The 18276-nt window shown below is 63.1% G+C and carries 18 protein-coding genes; 12 read left to right on the forward strand and 6 right to left on the reverse strand.

Features of this window, described 5'->3' with window-relative positions:
- The first annotated feature begins 6 nt into the window (after positions 1 to 6).
- The 3 genes from F6S08_RS18975 (at position 7) to F6S08_RS18985 (ending at position 4476) form a co-directional block, all read left to right on the forward strand.
- Positions 7 to 1614 (forward strand): carboxyl transferase domain-containing protein, encoded by a 1608-nt coding sequence (locus F6S08_RS18975; protein WP_027606270.1) that lies wholly within the window; start codon positions 7 to 9, stop codon positions 1612 to 1614.
- A gap of 133 nt (positions 1615 to 1747) precedes the next feature.
- On the forward strand, positions 1748 to 2554 hold the full coding sequence (locus F6S08_RS18980; RefSeq protein ID WP_027606269.1) for a gamma-carboxygeranoyl-CoA hydratase: 807 nt from the start codon (positions 1748 to 1750) through the stop codon (positions 2552 to 2554).
- On the forward strand, positions 2551 to 4476 hold the full coding sequence (locus F6S08_RS18985; RefSeq protein WP_315872154.1) for an acetyl/propionyl/methylcrotonyl-CoA carboxylase subunit alpha: 1926 nt from the start codon (positions 2551 to 2553) through the stop codon (positions 4474 to 4476). Before F6S08_RS18980 ends, F6S08_RS18985 begins: the two co-directional genes overlap by 4 nt.
- Here F6S08_RS18985 and F6S08_RS18990 read toward each other — a convergent pair.
- Positions 4473 to 5108 carry a LexA family protein gene (locus tag F6S08_RS18990; RefSeq protein ID WP_065924124.1) on the reverse strand — a complete coding sequence of 212 codons (636 nt, stop codon included), beginning with the start codon at positions 5106 to 5108 and terminating at the stop codon, positions 4473 to 4475. The two genes, F6S08_RS18985 and F6S08_RS18990, sit on opposite strands and share 4 nt — an antisense overlap.
- Positions 5109 to 5239: 131 nt before the next feature.
- On the opposite strand from F6S08_RS18990, the gene F6S08_RS18995 reads away from it, so the two are divergent.
- Both F6S08_RS18995 and F6S08_RS19000 read left to right on the forward strand, forming a co-directional pair.
- Positions 5240 to 5590 (forward strand): DUF6124 family protein, encoded by a 351-nt coding sequence (locus F6S08_RS18995; protein WP_027606266.1) that lies wholly within the window; start codon positions 5240 to 5242, stop codon positions 5588 to 5590.
- A 463-nt stretch (positions 5591 to 6053) separates the two neighbouring features.
- Positions 6054 to 7205: a M14-type cytosolic carboxypeptidase gene (locus F6S08_RS19000; protein WP_065924125.1), complete on the forward strand. Its 1152-nt coding sequence runs from the start codon at positions 6054 to 6056 to the stop codon at positions 7203 to 7205.
- Between the two features lie 18 nt (positions 7206 to 7223).
- Here F6S08_RS19000 and F6S08_RS19005 read toward each other — a convergent pair whose 3' ends face one another.
- On the reverse strand, positions 7224 to 7763 hold the full coding sequence (locus tag F6S08_RS19005) for a cytochrome b (protein WP_065924126.1): 540 nt from the start codon (positions 7761 to 7763) through the stop codon (positions 7224 to 7226).
- Positions 7760 to 8842, reverse strand: coding sequence for a catalase family peroxidase (locus F6S08_RS19010; protein WP_315872155.1), 1083 nt, complete (start codon positions 8840 to 8842; stop codon positions 7760 to 7762). The genes F6S08_RS19005 and F6S08_RS19010 overlap by 4 nt, the downstream gene beginning before the upstream one ends.
- Before the next feature lie 169 nt (positions 8843 to 9011).
- Between F6S08_RS19010 and F6S08_RS19015 the strand changes: the two genes are divergently transcribed.
- The 4 genes from F6S08_RS19015 to F6S08_RS19030 all read left to right on the forward strand — a co-directional run bounded on the left by F6S08_RS19015 (position 9012) and on the right by F6S08_RS19030 (position 12753).
- The gene (locus tag F6S08_RS19015; protein WP_027606262.1) at positions 9012 to 9518 is read left to right on the forward strand and encodes an RNA polymerase sigma factor; all 507 of its coding nucleotides are present in this window, start codon (positions 9012 to 9014) and stop codon (positions 9516 to 9518) included.
- Complete coding sequence (locus F6S08_RS19020) at positions 9515 to 10252, forward strand: anti-sigma factor (protein WP_315872156.1); 738 nt, start codon at positions 9515 to 9517, stop codon at positions 10250 to 10252. Before F6S08_RS19015 ends, F6S08_RS19020 begins: the two co-directional genes overlap by 4 nt.
- A 62-nt stretch (positions 10253 to 10314) precedes the next feature.
- Positions 10315 to 11409: a cell division protein ZapE gene (gene zapE / locus F6S08_RS19025; protein ID WP_315872157.1), complete on the forward strand. Its 1095-nt coding sequence runs from the start codon at positions 10315 to 10317 to the stop codon at positions 11407 to 11409.
- Positions 11410 to 11448: 39 nt separating this feature from the next.
- A complete protein-coding gene (locus F6S08_RS19030) occupies positions 11449 to 12753 on the forward strand; it encodes a protein kinase (protein WP_315872158.1) in 1305 nt (434 codons plus the stop codon).
- 227 nt (positions 12754 to 12980) lie between these two features.
- Here F6S08_RS19030 and F6S08_RS19035 read toward each other — a convergent pair whose 3' ends face one another.
- Positions 12981 to 13688, reverse strand: coding sequence for a YebC/PmpR family DNA-binding transcriptional regulator (locus F6S08_RS19035; RefSeq protein WP_027606258.1), 708 nt, complete (start codon positions 13686 to 13688; stop codon positions 12981 to 12983).
- Between the two features lie 99 nt (positions 13689 to 13787).
- Positions 13788 to 14645 carry a LysR substrate-binding domain-containing protein gene (locus F6S08_RS19040; protein WP_074847207.1) on the reverse strand — a complete coding sequence of 286 codons (858 nt, stop codon included), beginning with the start codon at positions 14643 to 14645 and terminating at the stop codon, positions 13788 to 13790.
- 113 nt (positions 14646 to 14758) lie between these two features.
- Between F6S08_RS19040 and F6S08_RS19045 the strand changes: the two genes are divergently transcribed.
- From F6S08_RS19045 to F6S08_RS19055, 3 genes are all read left to right on the forward strand, one after another.
- The gene (locus F6S08_RS19045) at positions 14759 to 15868 is read left to right on the forward strand and encodes a 2-aminoethylphosphonate--pyruvate transaminase (protein ID WP_315872159.1); all 1110 of its coding nucleotides are present in this window, start codon (positions 14759 to 14761) and stop codon (positions 15866 to 15868) included.
- Positions 15869 to 15895: 27 nt separating this feature from the next.
- Positions 15896 to 16723, forward strand: coding sequence for a phosphonoacetaldehyde hydrolase (phnX, locus tag F6S08_RS19050; RefSeq protein WP_315872160.1), 828 nt, complete (start codon positions 15896 to 15898; stop codon positions 16721 to 16723).
- Between the two features lie 113 nt (positions 16724 to 16836).
- The gene (locus F6S08_RS19055) at positions 16837 to 17394 is read left to right on the forward strand and encodes a cytochrome b (protein ID WP_315872161.1); all 558 of its coding nucleotides are present in this window, start codon (positions 16837 to 16839) and stop codon (positions 17392 to 17394) included.
- Here the strand turns inward: F6S08_RS19055 and F6S08_RS19060 are convergent.
- Positions 17384 to 18274, reverse strand: coding sequence for a 1-aminocyclopropane-1-carboxylate deaminase/D-cysteine desulfhydrase (locus tag F6S08_RS19060; protein WP_065924136.1), 891 nt, complete (start codon positions 18272 to 18274; stop codon positions 17384 to 17386). The genes F6S08_RS19055 and F6S08_RS19060 overlap by 11 nt on opposite strands.
- Between the last annotated feature and the right edge of the window lie 2 nt (positions 18275 to 18276).

The raw sequence follows: 18276 nt of genomic DNA on the forward strand, positions 1-18276 counted from the left end.
CGCCCCATGGCCACCTTGCACACCCAGCTCAACCCACGCTCAGCGGAGTTCGCCAGCAACAGCGCGGCGATGCGCCAACAGGTCGACGCCCTGCATACCCTGCTCGCCCACGTGCAGCAAGGCGGCGGCGCCAAGGCCCAGGAACGCCACACCTCACGCGGCAAACTGCTGCCGCGCGAGCGCATCAATCGCCTGCTGGACCCGGGCTCGCCGTTCCTTGAACTCAGCCAACTGGCCGCCCATCAGGTGTATGGCGAAGACGTGCCTGCCGCCGGCGTGATCGCCGGCATCGGCCGCGTGGAAGGCGTCGAATGCATGATCGTCGCCAACGACGCCACGGTAAAAGGCGGCTCCTACTACCCGCTCACGGTGAAAAAACACCTGCGCGCCCAGACCATCGCCGAGCAGAACCGTCTGCCGTGCATCTACCTGGTGGACTCCGGCGGCGCCAACCTGCCGCGCCAGGATGAAGTGTTTCCCGACCGCGAACACTTCGGGCGGATCTTCTTCAACCAGGCCAACATGAGTGCCCAGGGCATCCCGCAGATCGCCGTGGTGATGGGCTCGTGCACCGCCGGTGGCGCCTACGTGCCGGCCATGGCCGACGAAGCGATCATGGTGCGCAACCAAGCCACCATCTTCCTGGCCGGCCCGCCGCTGGTAAAGGCCGCTACCGGTGAAGTGGTCAGTGCCGAAGACCTCGGCGGTGCCGATGTGCACTGCAGGATATCCGGCGTGGCCGACCACTATGCCGACAGTGACGAACACGCCCTGGCCCTGGCACGCCGCAGCGTGGCCAACCTCAATTGGCGCAAGCAGGGCCAATTGCTGCAACGCACGCCCGTGGCGCCGCTGTACAGCAGCGAAGAGCTCTACGGCGTGATCCCGGCCGATGCCAAGCAGCCGTTCGATGTACGCGAAGTGATCGCACGGCTGGTGGATGGCTCGGTGTTCGATGAGTTCAAGGCGCTGTTCGGCACCACCCTGGTGTGCGGCTTCGCGCATGTGCACGGCTACCCGATTGCGATCCTGGCGAACAACGGGATTCTGTTCGCCGAAGCCGCGCAAAAAGGCGCGCACTTTATCGAGCTGGCCTGCCAACGCGGGATTCCCCTGCTGTTCCTGCAGAACATCACCGGGTTTATGGTCGGCCAGAAATACGAAGCCGGTGGCATCGCCAAGCACGGCGCCAAGCTGGTGACCGCGGTGGCGTGCGCCAAGGTGCCGAAATTCACGGTGATCATCGGCGGCAGCTTCGGCGCCGGCAACTACGGCATGTGCGGCCGCGCCTATGATCCGCGCTTTTTGTGGATGTGGCCCAACGCGCGGATTGGCGTGATGGGCGCCGAACAGGCTGCGGGCGTGCTGGTGCAGGTCAAGCGTGAGCAGGCTGAACGGGCAGGCGTCGGCTTCAGCGCTGAAGAGGAAGCGGCGATCAAGCAGCCGATCCTCGACCAGTACGAAACCCAGGGTCACCCTTATTACTCCAGCGCACGCCTGTGGGACGACGGCGTCATCGACCCGATGCAGACCCGCGATGTGCTGGCCCTGGCCTTGTCCGCCGCGCTGAATGCCCCCATCGAGCCGAGCCGCTTCGGCGTGTTCCGCATGTAACCTGTAGGAGCGAGCTTGCTCGCGAAGGTCGTTAACGATAACGCGAGCATTCTGGATGAACGCGTTGCCTGGACGTTTTTCGCGAGCAAGCTCGCTCCTACAGGAGACCTCTCATCATCATGGAGCTCCTTGCATGAGCGATTTCAACACCCTCGAACTGATCACCGACAGCCGTGGCTTTGCCACCCTGTGGCTCAGCCGAGAAGCCAAGAACAACGCGTTCAACGCCGAGATGATCCGCGAACTGATCATCGCCCTCGACCATGTGCAAGGTGATGCGTCCCTGCGTTTCCTGGTCCTGCGTGGGCGCGGCAGGCACTTCAGCGCCGGTGCCGACCTGGCCTGGATGCAGCAGTCGGCCGAGCTGGATTACCACACCAACCTGGACGACGCCCGCGAACTGGCGGAGCTGATGTACAACCTGGCCAAGCTGAAAATCCCCACCCTGGCAGTGGTGCAAGGCGCGGCCTACGGTGGCGCGCTGGGCCTGATCAGTTGCTGCGACATGGCCATCGGCGCCGATGACGCGCAGTTTTGCCTGTCGGAAGTGCGCATCGGCCTGGCCCCGGCCGTGATCAGCCCGTTCGTGGTGCAGGCCATCGGCGAACGGGCGGCGCGGCGCTATGCCCTGACCGCCGAGCGCTTTGGCGGCCAGCGTGCACGGGAAATCGGCCTGCTGGCGGAAAGCTACCCGATTGGCGAACTGGACCAACAGGTGGAACAGTGGATCACCCACCTGCTGCATAACAGCCCGGCAGCGATGCGCGCCAGCAAGGACCTGCTGCGCGAAGTCGGTAACGGCGCGCTCACCCCTGCCCTGCGCCGCTATTGCGAAAATGCCATTGCGCGCATCCGTGTCAGCGCCGAAGGCCAGGAGGGCTTGCGCGCGTTCCTGCAAAAACGCCCACCCAGCTGGCAGCCCCAGGAGCCGCGTTCATGAGCACGCTGACCACCGTACTGGTGGCCAACCGCGGCGAGATTGCCTGCCGGGTGATGCGCACCGCCAAGGCCATGGGCCTGACCACCGTGGCGGTGCATAGCGCCGTCGACCGTGATGCGCGACACAGCCGCGAGGCGGATATTCGTGTCGACCTGGGGGGCAGCAAGGCCACCGAGAGCTACCTGCAAATCGACAAACTGATCGCCGCCGCCCAGGCCAGCGGTGCCCAGGCCATTCACCCAGGTTACGGTTTCCTGTCGGAAAACGCCGGGTTTGCCCGTGCGATCGAAGCGGCGGGCCTGATCTTCCTCGGGCCGCCCGCCTCGGCCATCGACGCCATGGGCAGTAAGTCCGCCGCCAAGGCCCTGATGGAAACCGCCGGCGTGCCCCTGGTGCCGGGATATCACGGCACAGAACAGGACCTGGAAACCTTCCGCGCCGCCTGTGAGCGCATCGGCTATCCGGTACTGCTCAAAGCCACGGCCGGCGGCGGCGGCAAGGGCATGAAGGTGGTGGAGGATGTCAGCCAACTCGCCGACGCCCTGGCCTCGGCCCAGCGTGAGGCGCTGTCGTCCTTCGGCAATGGGCAGATGCTGGTGGAGAAATACCTGCTCAAGCCACGCCACGTAGAGATCCAGGTGTTTGCCGATCAGCATGGGCATTGCCTGTACCTCAATGAGCGGGATTGCTCGATCCAACGCCGCCACCAAAAGGTCGTCGAGGAAGCCCCGGCACCGGGGCTGAGCGTTGCACAGCGCAAGGCCATGGGCGAAGCGGCGGTGCGTGCGGCCCAGGCCATCGGTTATGTCGGTGCGGGCACGGTGGAGTTCTTGCTGGATGCGCGCGGCGAGTTTTTCTTCATGGAGATGAACACCCGGCTGCAGGTGGAACACCCGGTCACCGAAGCGATTACCGGCCTGGACCTGGTGGCCTGGCAGATTCGCGTCGCCCAGGGCGAGGCGCTGCCGATCACCCAGGAGCAGGTGCCGCTGATCGGCCATGCGATTGAAGTGCGTTTGTACGCCGAAGACCCGGCCAACGACTTCCTGCCCGCCACCGGGCACCTGGCGCTGTATCGCGAGTCCGGGCCGGGCCCGGGGCGCCGCGTGGACAGTGGTGTCGAGCAAGGAGACGACGTGTCGCCGTTCTACGATCCGATGCTCGGCAAGCTGATTGCCTGGGGTGAAGACCGTGAACAGGCACGCCTGCGGTTGCTGAGCATGCTCGACGAGTTTGCCGTGGGTGGGCTGAAGACCAACCTGGGCTTCCTGCGGCGCATTATTGGTCATCCGGCATTTGCGGCGGCCGAGTTGGATACCGGATTCATTCCGCGCTATCAGGAGGATCTGCTGCCGGTGGCCGGGACGCTGAGCGATGCGTTCTGGCAGGCTGCGGGTTCGGCCTTTATGCAGAGCTTGCCTGCGGGTGACGGGCCATGGGCGGACACCCGTGGATTCCGTGCGGGGCTGCCCGCCGAGGTCTCGCTGCACTTGAGCTGCAATGGCCAGGACCGCCTGGTGACACTGGCCGCCGACGCCGCGACATTGCAGGGCGAACAGTTAGTGATCGAACACCAGGGCGTCCGTCGTTCACATCTGGCAGTGCGCAACGAGCACACGGTTTTCCTGCGTTGGGACGGCGAGATGCAGGGCGTGAGCCTGTTCGATCCGATTGCGGCAGTCGAGGCCAGCCAGTCGCACCAGGGCGGCCTCACGGCACCCATGAACGGCAGCATCGTGCGGGTACTGGTGGACGTCGGCCAAACGGTCGAGGCCGGCACGCAACTGGTGGTGCTCGAGGCGATGAAGATGGAGCACAGTATCCGCGCGCCCCAGGCCGGGGTAGTCAAGGCGCTGTTCTGCCAGGAGGGTGAAATGGTTGCCGAAGGGTGTGCGTTGGTGGAGCTCGAAACGGAGGACTAGAACTTCACCGTGGCCTGCACGACGACGCCGAGGATGCGGCAATCAGCGGTGAACAGCAGTTTCGGGTAGGTGGGGTTGAGCGGCACCAGGTAGAGCTGGCCGCTCTCTTCCAGCAACTGGCGGAAGGTCGCCTGGGTGCTGGCGGCCCGTTGGGCAACTACCAGTTTGCCGGGTTCGGCGGCGATGGCCGGATCTACCAGGATCATCATCCCCGCTGCGATGCTCGGGCCGCTGAGCGCGGTCATGGCGTCACCTGTCACCGGCAGCCAGAAGGCGTCGCCCCGGGCGTGGTAATCCGTCGGTTCGAAGCGTGCGGCGCCATAGGCCGGGCGCTCTTCGCGAATGTCACACAGGCCTTTCCACTCGCTGACCGGGTAGCGAAAATACGACGTGTATTGTTTTGCCGGGCCACGGACTTCGTCGGCCTTCTCACGCAGCTCCTGCACCACCTCCAAGTCGCCCAGCCCCAACTCTTCCAGCACCCGGTTCATATCCGCCAGGCTCGGCACGCGGCGCTTGTTGAGCCAGTGCCCAACGCCCCCCTGGGACATGCCCAAGCGTTCAGCCAGCTCACCCTGGGTGACCTCGCGGTCTTTCATGTTGGCCTTGACCAATGCTATCCATTTATCCATGGCCGCGGACAATACGTCAGCCAGTTTCCAGGGCAATAAACAGTTTGTAGTAATCCATAAAACGACATAAATACGATACGTACTATCATCGAGCATAAGGTTTTCGACACCCACCCAGAGTACCGCCCCTTATGACGACGAGCCCGTATCCCCTGCCTGAAACACCCGAAAACGATGACGTTCAAGGCCTGCGCAGCAGCGGTGCTGCCCAGCGTGCCTTGGACTTCTACTTGAAAGAAAATATGTCAGCACCCGTCCCGGATGACAGCTTTTTCGCCATCAAGCCCGGCATCAGCCAGGAGGAAGCCCTGGTGCACGCCTCGGACCTGTTGCGCAGTGCCGCCGCCACGGCCTACGAATCAGCGAGCAGCCATCAGGGCAACCAGCGCGACCTGGCGTTTTCCGTGGTGTATTTGATTGATATGGCGAAGGCGATGGTCGAGCGGTCGTTGCGGGCACCGGAGGTTCGGGCGAACGGATAACAACCGCGAAAGAAAAATATTTCTATCCCATGGATAAAAACATTTGACTTGCAAATGATAATGATTATTATTGGACCCAGCTGATCGCGAGATCAGTCGATAGACCAAGGGACCTTAGGTCGGACTCTTGGAATATCTCCTCATCAGGCTAATCACGGTTTTTGACCCGGCTCTTTGGCCGGGTCTTTTTTTTGCCAGTTTCCCTGGCATGGCTTCAGGCTAATGAAGACTGTGTGTTGCTTGATGGCGCGCATGGTAGCAAAAGACCATCGCCAAAAGAAAGCCAGTCCAGTGCTCCAGCGCACATCTCTGCGAAATAGCGCTTGAGAATCAATCTCATAGATTCTAAGCTGCGGCGGCGTCACGGACGACGCCCCCCTCCCCGCAACAATTTTGCATCCAGGCTTTACCAAACTCCTGTGTAATATAGCCGCCACAACACTCATATTCAGGCAACCAGACTATGACCGTGGCCTTGACCTCCATCAAGATCAGCACCGACTTCGACAGTGGCAATATCCAGGTGCTCGACGCCAGCGACGCCTACCAGCTGCTGCTGGCCATCCAACCCGATACCCGCAGCCACCATTACCAATGGTTCCACTTCAAAGCCGAAGGCATGCACGTGGGCCACACCCATAACTTTCGCCTGAGCAACGCCGGTGGCTCTTCGTATAAGCACGCCTGGAGCGGCTATAACGCTGTCGCGTCCTATGATCACGTCAACTGGTTCCGAGTCCCCACGCGCTTTGACGGCGAGATCCTGCACATCAGCCTAGAAACCCGTGAGAAGCATGCCTGGTTGGCCTACTTCGAGCCCTACAGTCGCGAACGCCACAACTGGCTGATCGACCAGGCCCTGAAGTACGCCGGCACCCAACTGCTGGCCACCGGCAAAAGTGTCGAGGGCCGCGATATTCAACTGTTGCGACGTGGCAAAGGCGGCGAAGGCCGACGCAATGTCTGGATCATTGCCCAGCAGCACCCCGGCGAACACATGGCCGAATGGTTCATGGAGGGCATCATCGAACGCCTGCAACAGGATGGCGATGCCGAGATGAAAAAGCTCCTGGCCGTTGCCGACCTGTACCTGGTGCCGAACATGAACCCCGACGGCGCCTTCCACGGTCACCTGCGCACCAACGCCATGGGCCAGGACCTCAATCGCGCCTGGCAAAGCGCCAGCCAGGAGATCAGCCCGGAAGTGCTGTTCGTGCAACAGCAAATGCAGCAGTACGGTGTCGACCTGTTCCTCGATATTCACGGCGACGAAGAAATCCCCTACGTGTTCACCGCTGCCTGCGAAGGCAACCCCGGCTACACCCCGCGTATCGAAGCGCTGGAAAAACGCTTTCGCAGCCATTTGAGTTCGCTGACCCGTGACTTCCAAACCACCCACGGCTACACCCGCGACTTGCCGGGCGAAGCCAATATGACCCTGGCCTGCAATGCCGTCGGCGAGCAGTACGACTGCCTGTCCCTGACCCTGGAAATGCCGTTCAAGGACAACGACGACGCCCCCAACCCGAAAACCGGTTGGTCAGGCGAACGCTCCAAACAGCTGGCCAAGGACGTCTTGAGCACCGTGGCCGATATCGTCACGGTCCTGCGCTAACGCCCCTGGCCCCCGGCATCAGTCCTTGGTGCCGGTCATGCTCTGCAACACACCATCGCGCCGAATCAACCCATGGAACAACGCCGCCGCCAGGTGCAGCAGTACCGTCAGGAACAGCAGGTAGGCCAGATACCCATGGGCCTTGCGCAATAGCGCAAACAGCGGCGCATCCGCCGCCACCAACGCCGGCAACTGCACCGAACTGCTGAGCATCACCGGGTCGCCCGCCGCCGAAATCATCGCCCAGCCCAGCAGCGGCAATACCAGCATCAACCCATACAAGACCAGATGGGACGCCTTGGCCGCCAGCACCTGCCACAGCGGCAAGTCAGACGGCAACGGCGGCTGGCGGGTGGAAAAGCGCACCGCCAGGCGCAGGATCACCAGCATCAGGATCGCGATCCCCAACGGCTTGTGCAGGTGGATCAACCACTCATGCCGTTCCGACACTGACGCCGCCAGGCCTGCGCCGATAAACAACATGGCGATGACCATCAGCGCCATCAACCAGTGCAGCAGGCGCGCCAGGGGCGCAAAAAACCGTGGTTGGGCATTCATGGCTTCGACTCCGCTGGGGCACTGTGCAAGGGGCTGACTTCACCGGCACGGCGCAGGTACGAACTGGCATACGCCGCCGAACGTGCAGCCAGCAGCGGGTCATTGGAGGCTTCGATGCCGCTGGGCAAGATCAACGGATCGAAATTGATGTCGCGACAATCGCCGTCGGCCTGGGGCTGGCTGCTTTGCAGCACCAGGGTGCCGGCATTCAACACCTTGTGCTCACCGGTCCAGGGTTTGCTCGCGTCCTCCAGCGGGTCGCCGGGGTTGGCCAGGGTCATGTTCAACTGCCAACGCAACGGCCCTGTGGCCAGGCGTTGCACCAGGTCTTTCTCCAGAAAGTCGGCGCCCGTCGGTGCGGTCTCCCCCGCTGCATCCTGACTCTGGGGCACTACGCCCCAACGCACGGCCTGGCGCTTGCCCTCGGCACTCACCAAATAAAACGCGTTGATACCGTTATAGGTTTCGGTCGCATAACTGGCCGATGGCCTGGCCGTCTTGACCCACGCCAGGAATGGCGCCGCCTCAGGGTGTGCGGCAAAAAACGCCGGCATATTCGCCGGGTTCGGCTTGCCGGTGGCCGGGTCCGGCGCGCCGGCCTTGAGCATCTGGTAGAACGCCTCGGGCGTGCCCACCGGGAACACCGGCATGCTGTTCATGCCGGTGCGCCATTGCTGGCCGTTGGCCAGGCTGAACTGTACGGCAAAGCTGCGGATCGGCACACTGCTGTCCGGCGCATAGGGGTTGCCGCTGGGCAAGGCGAAGCGGCCGATCAACGGCGTCCTGGCCGCGCTGAACACCTGGGCGCGGGAGTAGGCACGCGCCTCGGCACTGCTTTCGAAGTACCCGGCCACGCACACGCCCTTGGCATGGTTACGCCGGAATCCAGGGTGCACGCCGTTGTTGGTTTCCAGGGCATTGACCAGGGTTTTCGGGCGCAGGCGTTGTGGGTCGAGGCTGCCGTTGACGTAGGCAAATGCCCCGGCCATAACCGCAACCACGGCACCAATTCCCGCAAGTCGTGCGATCAGGCTCGCCGTGCTTAACGGGGGACGTGGCGGTGATGAGTGATCTACCATGAACAGACTCCAGGGCCTGAAGGCCTTTGGGGGTAACCATAAGGTCGGAGCATTAAGACGAACGCCGATCCGCTCTATTCCCAGGCCCTGGATTTATTTTCCACGGCCGGGAATAACCGTTCACGCCGGACGTCTCTCTAGTCCCAGCGTAGTGACCAGCCAGACACCCATGCATGAACTCGACGAACCGTTACGTGAACTCATCCCCAGGCTGCGGCGTTTCGCTGTGTCCCTGACCCGTAACGCCAGCAGTGCCGACGACCTGGTGCAGGCGACCCTGGAGCGGGCGATCACCCGTTGGGCCGACAAACGCATCGAGGGCGATTTGCGCGCCTGGCTGTTCTCGATCCTCTACCGGCAGTTCCTCGATGCCCACCGCCGCACCCGGCGCTATGCACGCATGCTGGAATTCTTTACCGGCCGCGATGATGCGCAGCCGTCGGTGGAGCGCACCGTCATCGCCCAAGCGACCCTGCAAGCCTTCGACCAACTCAACACCGAACAACGCGCACTGCTGTTGTGGGTGTCGGTGGAGGGCTTGAGCTACAAGGAAGTCGCGCAAATACTCGAGGTGCCGATCGGCACCGTGATGTCGCGCCTGTCCCGGGCGCGCCAAGCGTTGCGTCAACTCAGCGATGGCGACATCGCCAGCCCTTCCCTGCGGATACTCAAATGATCAGCCTGCCCCCCAGCGAACGCGACCTGCATGCCTACGTCGATCATCAACTCCTGGACAGTGATCGCCGCGTGCTCGAAACCTATCTGGCCGCCCACCCCGAGGTCGCGGCCCAAGTGCAGGCGTGGCAACAGGACGCGCAATTGCTGCGCGCGTCCTTGAGCGGCGCCCTGCAACAACCGGCTAACCCGGCGCTGGACCCGGCACTGATTCGCCAGCGCCTCAAGCATCAATCGCGCCGCCACTATGCTACCGCTGCGGTGCTGCTGATGGCCGTCAGCCTCGGTGGCCTCGGCGGCTGGCAGGCCCGTGAAGCCACGCAACCGCCGCTGCTGCCGATGGCCGATGCGATGCAAGCGTTCCGCCTGTTTGCCCAGGAGGGCATCATGCCCGCCGACTATAACGGCCAGGACCGCGGCACGATGCAGGCGTGGCTCGACCGCTACTTCAATCAAGCCCATCGCCTGCCGGACTTGAGCCAAGCGGGCTTCACGCCCGTCAGCGGGCGACTGCTCACCACCGATCAAGGCGCCGCCGCCATGGTGCTGTACCAGGACGCACAAGGTCGACGCATCAGCTTCTACATCCGCCCACCGGGCCCGGACAACGGTTTCCTGCCCCGTGGCGAGCGCACGGCGGATGGGTTGCAAGCGCAATACTGGTCCGGCGGCGGCTACAACTATGCGGTGGTCAGCCCGGCCGGCCAGGCGACGCCACCCCTGCAGCCGTTCTAGATTGGTCAAATCGCCAGCGGCGCCCTAAAGTAAGCGACCACCGCACTACAGAGTGACTCGCATTGGCCGTGCTCCCCCTTATCCGTCGTTTGCTCGGTAAAAAAACCGACACACACGACGACATGCCCATCCAGACGTTCTTTCAGGACAAAGCCCGGCAACAGGGTTACACCCTCAGTGCTGGCCAAGCCCAGGCCATCGACGCGATGGCGCGCCAGACCCGGCACCTGCTCGCCAGCCAGCCGACCCGCAGCCTGTACCTGCACGGCCCGGTGGGGCGCGGCAAAAGCTGGCTGCTGGACGGTTTCTTCCAGGCGCTGCCCATCGCCGAAAAGCAACGCGTGCATTTCCATGAGTTTTTCGCCCGACTGCACCGCGGTATGTTCACGCACCAGGCGACGGACGATGCCTTGGCCATGACCCTGGACGAACTGCTCGACGGCTGCCGCGTGCTGTGTTTCGACGAGTTCCACGTGCACGACATCGGCGATGCCATGCTGATTACCCGGCTGTTCAAGGCCCTGTTCCAGCGTGGCGTGTGGGTGCTGGTCACCTCCAACTATCCACCCGAAGGGCTGTTGCCCAACCCGCTGTACCACGAGCGTTTCAAGCCGGTGATCGACTTGATTGCCGCACGTATGGACGTGCTGGAAGTCAGTTCGCCCGAGGACTTTCGCAGCCTGCCCCAGGCCCATGCCGCGCAACGCTTTACCACCGGTTGTTACCTGTGGCCGGGCACGCAGGCCCAGCGTGCGGCGCTCGGCCTGCCTGTCAGCGGCGGCCCGACGCAGACGCTGACGGTGGGCAACCGCACATTGATCTGCCGCCAGCATCATGCACGCACCATCGTATTCACCTTCAACGATCTGTGCGAACAGCTGACGGCGGTGATGGACTACCTGTTGCTGTGCGAGGCGTTCGATCACTGGGTCATCGACGGCCTGCCCCACCTGGCAGAGTGCCCGATCGCCGTGCAACAGCGTTTTATCAACCTGGTGGACGTGCTTTACGACAAGGACAAGCACCTGGTCCTGATCGGCGAACAACCGCTGGCACAGGCCATGAGCGGCCAGGCCATCGACCTGGCGCGCACCGCCAGCCGCCTGAACCAATTGCAACAGGCCGACCCGCAACGGGTGCGCGACCCGGTATCATGAGCGCCATTTACGCCCCCTTGCCGAGTGACCGCGCCGTTCATGAATACCCTCGCCCAACTCAAGGCCGGCCACTTGGCCGGCATTACGCGCCTGGACCTGTCCTGCGGACTCACCGAATTCCCTGAGGAAATCTTCGGGCTGGCCGACTCCCTGGAAATCCTCAACCTCAGCGGCAATGCCCTGAGCCGCCTGCCCGACGACCTGCACCGCCTGCCGCACCTGCGCGTGCTGTTCTGCTCGGACAACGCCTTTACCGAACTGCCGGAATGCCTGGGCCAATGCGCCAAACTGAGCATGATCGGCTTCAAGGCCAACCAGATCAGCCACGTGCCCGCCGCCGCGCTGCCGCCGTTGCTGCGCTGGCTGATCCTCACCGATAACTGCATCAGCCAGCTCCCCTGCGAGTTGGGCGAGCGGCCGCTACTGCAGAAACTGATGCTCGCCGGTAACCAACTGACGCAGTTGCCGCAGAGCCTGGCCAACTGCAGCAATCTGGAGCTGATCCGCATTGCCTCCAACCGCCTCACACGCCTGCCCGAGTGGCTGTTGACCCTGCCGAGCCTGACGTGGCTGGCCTATGCGGGCAACCCGGTGGAAATGGCCGTGGATGTGGCGGTAGACGACGCAACAGCGGCTATTCCCTGGACGGAACTGGAACTGTCCGAGGTGCTGGGCGAAGGTGCCTCGGGGGTTATTCGCAAGGCCCTGTGGACACCCACGGCCAAGCCCGTCGCCGTCAAGCTGTACAAAGGCACGATCACCAGCGACGGCTCGCCGCTGCACGAAATGCAGGCCTGCATCGCCGCCGGGTTGCACCCTAACCTGATCAAGGTGCAAGGCCGCGTGGTGGGTGCCCCCGAGGACCAGGCCGCGTTGGTCATGGACCTGATCGACCCGAGCTACCGCAACCTCGCCGCCCTGCCGAGCCTGGCCTCGTGCACCCGCGATGTCTACGACCCCGCCACCCGCTTCAGCCTCGACGTAGCCTTGCGCATGGCCCGGGGCATCGCCTCCGTGGCCGCGCATCTGCACCGGCACGGCATCACCCATGGCGACCTGTACGGGCACAATATCCTGTGGAATGAAGCGGGAGATTGTTTGCTCGGGGACTTTGGCGCGGCGTCGTTCCATGCCAAGGCAGACACCTTGGAAACACGAGCCTTGCAACGCATTGAAGTGCGCGCGTTCGGGGTGTTGCTGGGGGAATTGCTGGAGCGGGTTGAAGCGGGGTTGATTGACGAGGCGCTGGTAGCGTTGCAGAAAAGCTGTTGCCAGCCCGACGTGTTGGCACGGCCGAGCTTCGAAGAAATCAACGCCTTGCTGCAATCCATCCAACACCACTAAGCAACTGTGGGAGGGGGCTTGCCCTAATGCCAGTCAGTTAAGCGTACATCGCCTCCTGTAGGAGCGAGCTTGCTCGCGAAAAACGTCAACGATAACGCGTGCTTCCTGAATGAGCGCGGCGCCTGTGAGTTTTTCGCGAGCAAGCTCGCTCCTACAAAAAGCCTTAACTGACTGGCATTAAGGCTTGCCCCCTCCCACATTTTGAATGCGTTTCTTCAGCGGATAAATCAGCCCGCCAGTCCGACGAACATATCCTGCACGTCGTCGTGGTTGTCCAAGCCTTCGAGGAAGGCTTCGACTTCAGCCATCTGCTCATCGGTCAGGCCACTTACCGGGTTCTTCGAGATGTAGCCCAACTTGGCCGACAGCACGGTGAACCCCTGTTCCGGCAGGGCTTTTTGCACGGCGTCCAGGTCGGTGGTCTCGGTGATGAACAGGGTGGTGCCTTCCTCTTCGCCGTCTTCAAAGTCCTGCGCACCGGCTTCGATCGCGGCCATTTCCGCATCGGCATCCGGGGTGTCCGGCGAGGCTTCGATCAGGCCGACATGGTTGAAATCCCAGGCCACGGAGCCGGAAGCACCCAGCTGCCCCTTGCGGAACGCCACGCGGATTTCCGCCACGGTGCGGTTGATGTTGTCGGTCACGCACTCGACGATCAACGGTACCTGGTGCGGGGCGAACCCTTCGTAGGTCACGCGGTGGTATTGCACGGTTTCACCGAGCAGACCGGCGCCCTTCTTGATCGCGCGTTCCAGGGTTTCCTTGGGCATCGAGGCCTTTTTGGCCTGTTCCACCACCAGACGCAGGTGGGCGTTGGTCGCGGTGTCGGCACCGTTGCGGGCGGCGATGGTGATTTCTTTCACCAGCTTGCCGAAGATCTTGCCCTTGGCATTGGATGCCGCTTCTTTATGTTTGACTTTCCACTGTGCGCCCATGACTCACTCTCTTCTATACATCGCGCCGAAACGTCTACTGGCCGGCGCTTTGGGGGCAGAGTTTATAGCGCGAGAACGCATCGTTCCACCAAAAAACCCTCAGGGCGCCAACTCGAAAAACGCCTGAATCAGGCGCAACGAACGGCGCCGCTCCATGCAACCGAGCAGGTGCCGGTTGAGCAGCCCCTCGCCCTCAATCGGCACCGCCTGCACCCGCGGGTCGGGGCTGACTTCCATGGACGAGACCACGCCCACCCCCAGCTCAGCGGCGACGGCTTCGGTCACCGCCTCGCGGCTGTCCAGCTCCAGCAGCACCTTGGGCTGCACATTCGCGGCCATGCAGGCCTCATCGAAGGTACGCCGGGTGATCGAGCTGGGCTCGCGCAGCACCATGATCATGTCGTTGAGTTGCTCGAGGCGAATACCCTCGGGTTGCTGCGCCCACGGGTGGCTGGCCGGCACCAATGCGCACATCCGCGACTCGCTCAACGGTTGCAGGTGCAGACCGTTGCGCGGTTCCACTTCGGTGAGCACCGCCACATCCGCATGCTCGGACAACAGCGCGGCCAGGGTTTCCTGGGCATTGCCCAGGCGCAGGTTGACGGTAATCCCGGGGTAGCGCGCGCGCAGGCTGGCAATCATCGGCATCACCAGGTGCGGGCCGTCCGCCGCGACTTCCAGGCGCCCGCTCAGCAGTTGGCGGTTGGCCTCCAGCATGGTCTGGGCTTCGTCCACCAGGCCAAAGATCGCCCGTGTGATCGCCGCCAGCCGCGCGCCCTCTTCGGTCAACTCCACCCGCCGCGCGGTGCGGCGCAGCAACGGGATCTGGTAGTGCTCCTCCAGGGCCTTGATATGCCCGGTCACCGCCGGTTGGCTGATGAACAGCCGCGCGGCAGCACGGGTAAAACTGCCCTCGCGGGCCACGGCATCGAATGCGCGCAGTTGGAACAGGTTCATGGTTATCGGCCTCACTGATAGCTCGCATAACAACAAACAATTTGATTGATGACAAGCCAAACTGCAATTTAGGCGTCGTAGCTTCAACCCCCGATGCCTTGCGAGGACTTGAGATGACCACTGCCGCGCCGATCCTGCTGACACCTGGCCCCCTGACCACATCGAACCGCACCCGCCGGGCCATGATGGTGGACTGGGGTTCATGGGATGACCGCTTCAACCAACTCACTGCCAGCGTCTGCGCGCAATTGCTGGCGATCCTCCACGGCGAAGGCAGCCACCATTGCGTGCCGTTGCAAGGCAGCGGCACCTTTGCGGTCGAGGCCGCCATCGGCACCCTGGTCCCGCGTGACGGCAAGGTACTGGTGCTGATCAACGGCGCCTACGGCAAGCGCCTGGCCAGGATCTGCGAAGTGCTCGGCCGTGATTTGAGCACCTTTGAGACCGCCGAGGACCAGCCCACTACCGCCGCCGATGTGGACCGCCTGCTGGCGGTAGACAGCGCCATCACCCACGTTGCGTTGATCCACTGCGAAACCAGCACCGGCATTCTCAACCCGCTGCCGCAGATCGCCGAGGTCGTCAAACACCACGGCAAGCGCCTGATCATCGACGCCATGAGCTCCTTCGGTGCGCTGCCGATCGATGCCCGCGAAGTGCCGTTCGACGCACTGATCGCCGCGTCCGGTAAGTGCCTGGAAGGCGTGCCGGGCATGGGCTTCGTCTTCGCGAACAAACAGGCGCTGGCCACCGCCCAGGGCAACTGCCATTCCCTGGCGATGGACCTGTTCGACCAGCACAGCTACATGACCAAGACCGGCCAATGGCGCTTTACCCCGCCGACCCATGTGGTCGCCGCCCTGCACGAAGCGCTGCTGCAATACCAGGAAGAAGGCGGCCTGCCCGCGCGCCACCGACGCTATGCCGACAACTGCCAGGCATTGCTCGACGGTATGGCCGCACTGGGCCTGCGCAGCTTCCTGCCGGCGGCGATCCAGGCACCGATCATCGTGACCTTTCACGCACCGCAGGACCCGCGCTACCAGTTCAAGGACTTCTACGAACGGGTCAAGGCCAAGGGGTTCATTCTGTACCCGGGCAAATTGACCGAGGTGGAGACGTTCCGCGTGGGCTGCATCGGCCATGTCGATGCGCAAGGGATGCGCGCAGCGGTCAAGGCGATCGCCGAGGTGCTGGAAGAAATGGAAGTGTCGGACATCTGATTGCCCCTTACCCACAGGATCTGAACCATGAACTATCAAAACCCCAACACCCTCCAGGCCGTCATCCTCGACTGGGCCGGCACCGTGGTCGACTTCGGCTCCTTCGCCCCCACGCAGATTTTCGTCGAGGCCTTCGCCGAATTCGATGTGCAGGTATCCATCGAAGAAGCCCGTGGCCCGATGGGCATGGGCAAGTGGGACCATATCCGCACCCTGTGCGACCAGCCGCAAGTCGCCGAGCGCTACCGCCAGGCATTCGGCCGCACGCCCACCGATGACGACGTGACGGCCATCTACCAGCGCTTCATGCCGTTGCAGATCGAGAAGATCGCCGAACACTCGGCGCTGATCCCCGGCGCCCTCGACACCATCGCCCGACTGCGCGGGCAAGGCATCAAGATCGGCTCTTGCTCCGGCTACCCCAAGCAAGTCATGGACAAGGTCGTCGCGCTGGCCACCACCAACGGCTACGTCGCCGACCACGTGGTCGCCACCGACGAAGTGCCCAACGGCCGCCCATGGCCAGCCCAGGCACTCGCCAACGTGATCGCCCTGGGCATCGACGATGTGGCGGCGTGCGTCAAGGTCGACGACACCGTGCCAGGCATCCTCGAAGGCCGCCGCGCCGGGATGTGGACCGTGGCCCTGACCTGCTCCGGCAATGCCCTGGGCCTGACCTACGCGCAGTTCCGCGCCCTGGACAGCGCCACGTTGGCCAGCGAACGCACGCGCATCGAAGCGATGTTCGAAGGCTCGCGCCCCCACTACCTGATCGATACCATTACCGACCTGCCGGCCGTCATCGCCGACATCAACCAGCGCCTGGCCCGTGGCGAAATGCCGCAAAGCGACTGATAGAGGTAAAGACAACGACATCGCACCGGGCAAACCGCGCAAAACAGGCTTACAGTAAAAGGACTTCGTCGCCAAAGAACGAAGGTTCGCCCTGATGAGTGAGGAACCCAGCGATGCCGTGGAAAAATTCCGATACGCGCTACAGCACCATGTCGATTGCGCTGCACTGGTTGATGGTGGTGCTACTGGCGGTGGTCTACGCCTGCATTGAGTTACGCGGACAGTTTCCCAAAGGCAGCGGTGCACGGACGTTGATCGTCGAGATGCATTTTATGTTCGGCCTCACCGTGTTTGTGCTGGTGTGGCTGCGCCTGTTCGCGCGCAGCCTGGGGGTTGCGCCGAGGATCGTCCCCGCCCCGCCGCAATGGCAAAGCCTGCTGGCCACGCTGATGCACTTCGCGCTGTACGCCTTGATGATCGGCATGCCGATTGCCGGTTGGCTGATCGTCAGTGCCGAGGGGCATTCGGTGATGTTCTATGGGATCGAGTTGCCGCCACTGATCGCTGAAAACAAGGCGCTGGCCAAAGAGATTGAAGGCTGGCATGTGTGGTTCGGCAAGGCCGGTTACTGGCTGATCGGGCTGCATGCGTTGGCGGGGATCTTTCATCATTATGTGATGCGTGATAACACGGCGCTGCGGATGATGCCGGGCAGGCGTGCTAGGCTGTAAACCCTCGGCGGCCCTGCAAGCCGCCGGTATGCACGAAGATCAGGCGAGTGCCGGGTACGAACCGCCCGGCCTCGATCTGCTGCTTCAACGCCAACAACGCCTTGCCGGTATAGAGCGGTTCCAGCGGTACACCGCAGGCCTGTTCAGCGGTCTCGATAAAGTCCAGTAGCAGCGGATCTACCTTGGCAAAACCGCCCCGACTGGCGTCCAGCAATTCATAACCACCCTGCACCAGGGCACTCACGTTCTGTGCCACACCATGATCATCCGGTACCGCCATGGCGCCATACACCGGATGCGCGCCCGCCTCCGCCAACGCCAACCCCGCCAACGTCGTACCGGTGCCTGCCGCCAACCACCAGGCATCGTAATCGGCCCAGCCCACGGTGCTCAATTGCCGGCGTGCCTGCTCGACCAAGACCCCGCAACCCAATGCCCCGGCCATCCCGCCGCCGCCTTCGGGCACGGGGTAAAGATCGGGATATTGCGCGCGCCACGGCAACCAGAAATCCTCCGCGTGGCGCGCGCGGTAGCCGGCATAGCCCAGCCAATGCAACTGCATGCCAAAGGCTTTCAGATCGAGGACTGTGGGGGTGTCTTGAGGGTGACCACGCAACAGGCCGACGGTGGGAAAACCAAAGCGCTTGCCCGCCGCTGCCAGCGCGTGCAGATGGTTGGAGTAAGCACCGCCGAGGCTGACGATGCCGCTGGCACCGGCCTGCTGCGCCTGGGCCAGATGTTGGGTGAGCTTGAACCACTTATTGCCGCTGATCAGTGGGTCGATACGGTCCAGGCGCAGCACGGCCAGCTCGACGCCGTTCAGCCACTCCAGCGCTAACGGTTCAAGCGGTGCATGGGGAAGCCAATCGAAAGGACCCATCG

This window comes from Pseudomonas sp. JV449 (assembly GCF_032424295.1).
Taxonomy (GTDB): Bacteria; Pseudomonadota; Gammaproteobacteria; order Pseudomonadales; family Pseudomonadaceae; genus Aquipseudomonas; species Aquipseudomonas marginalis.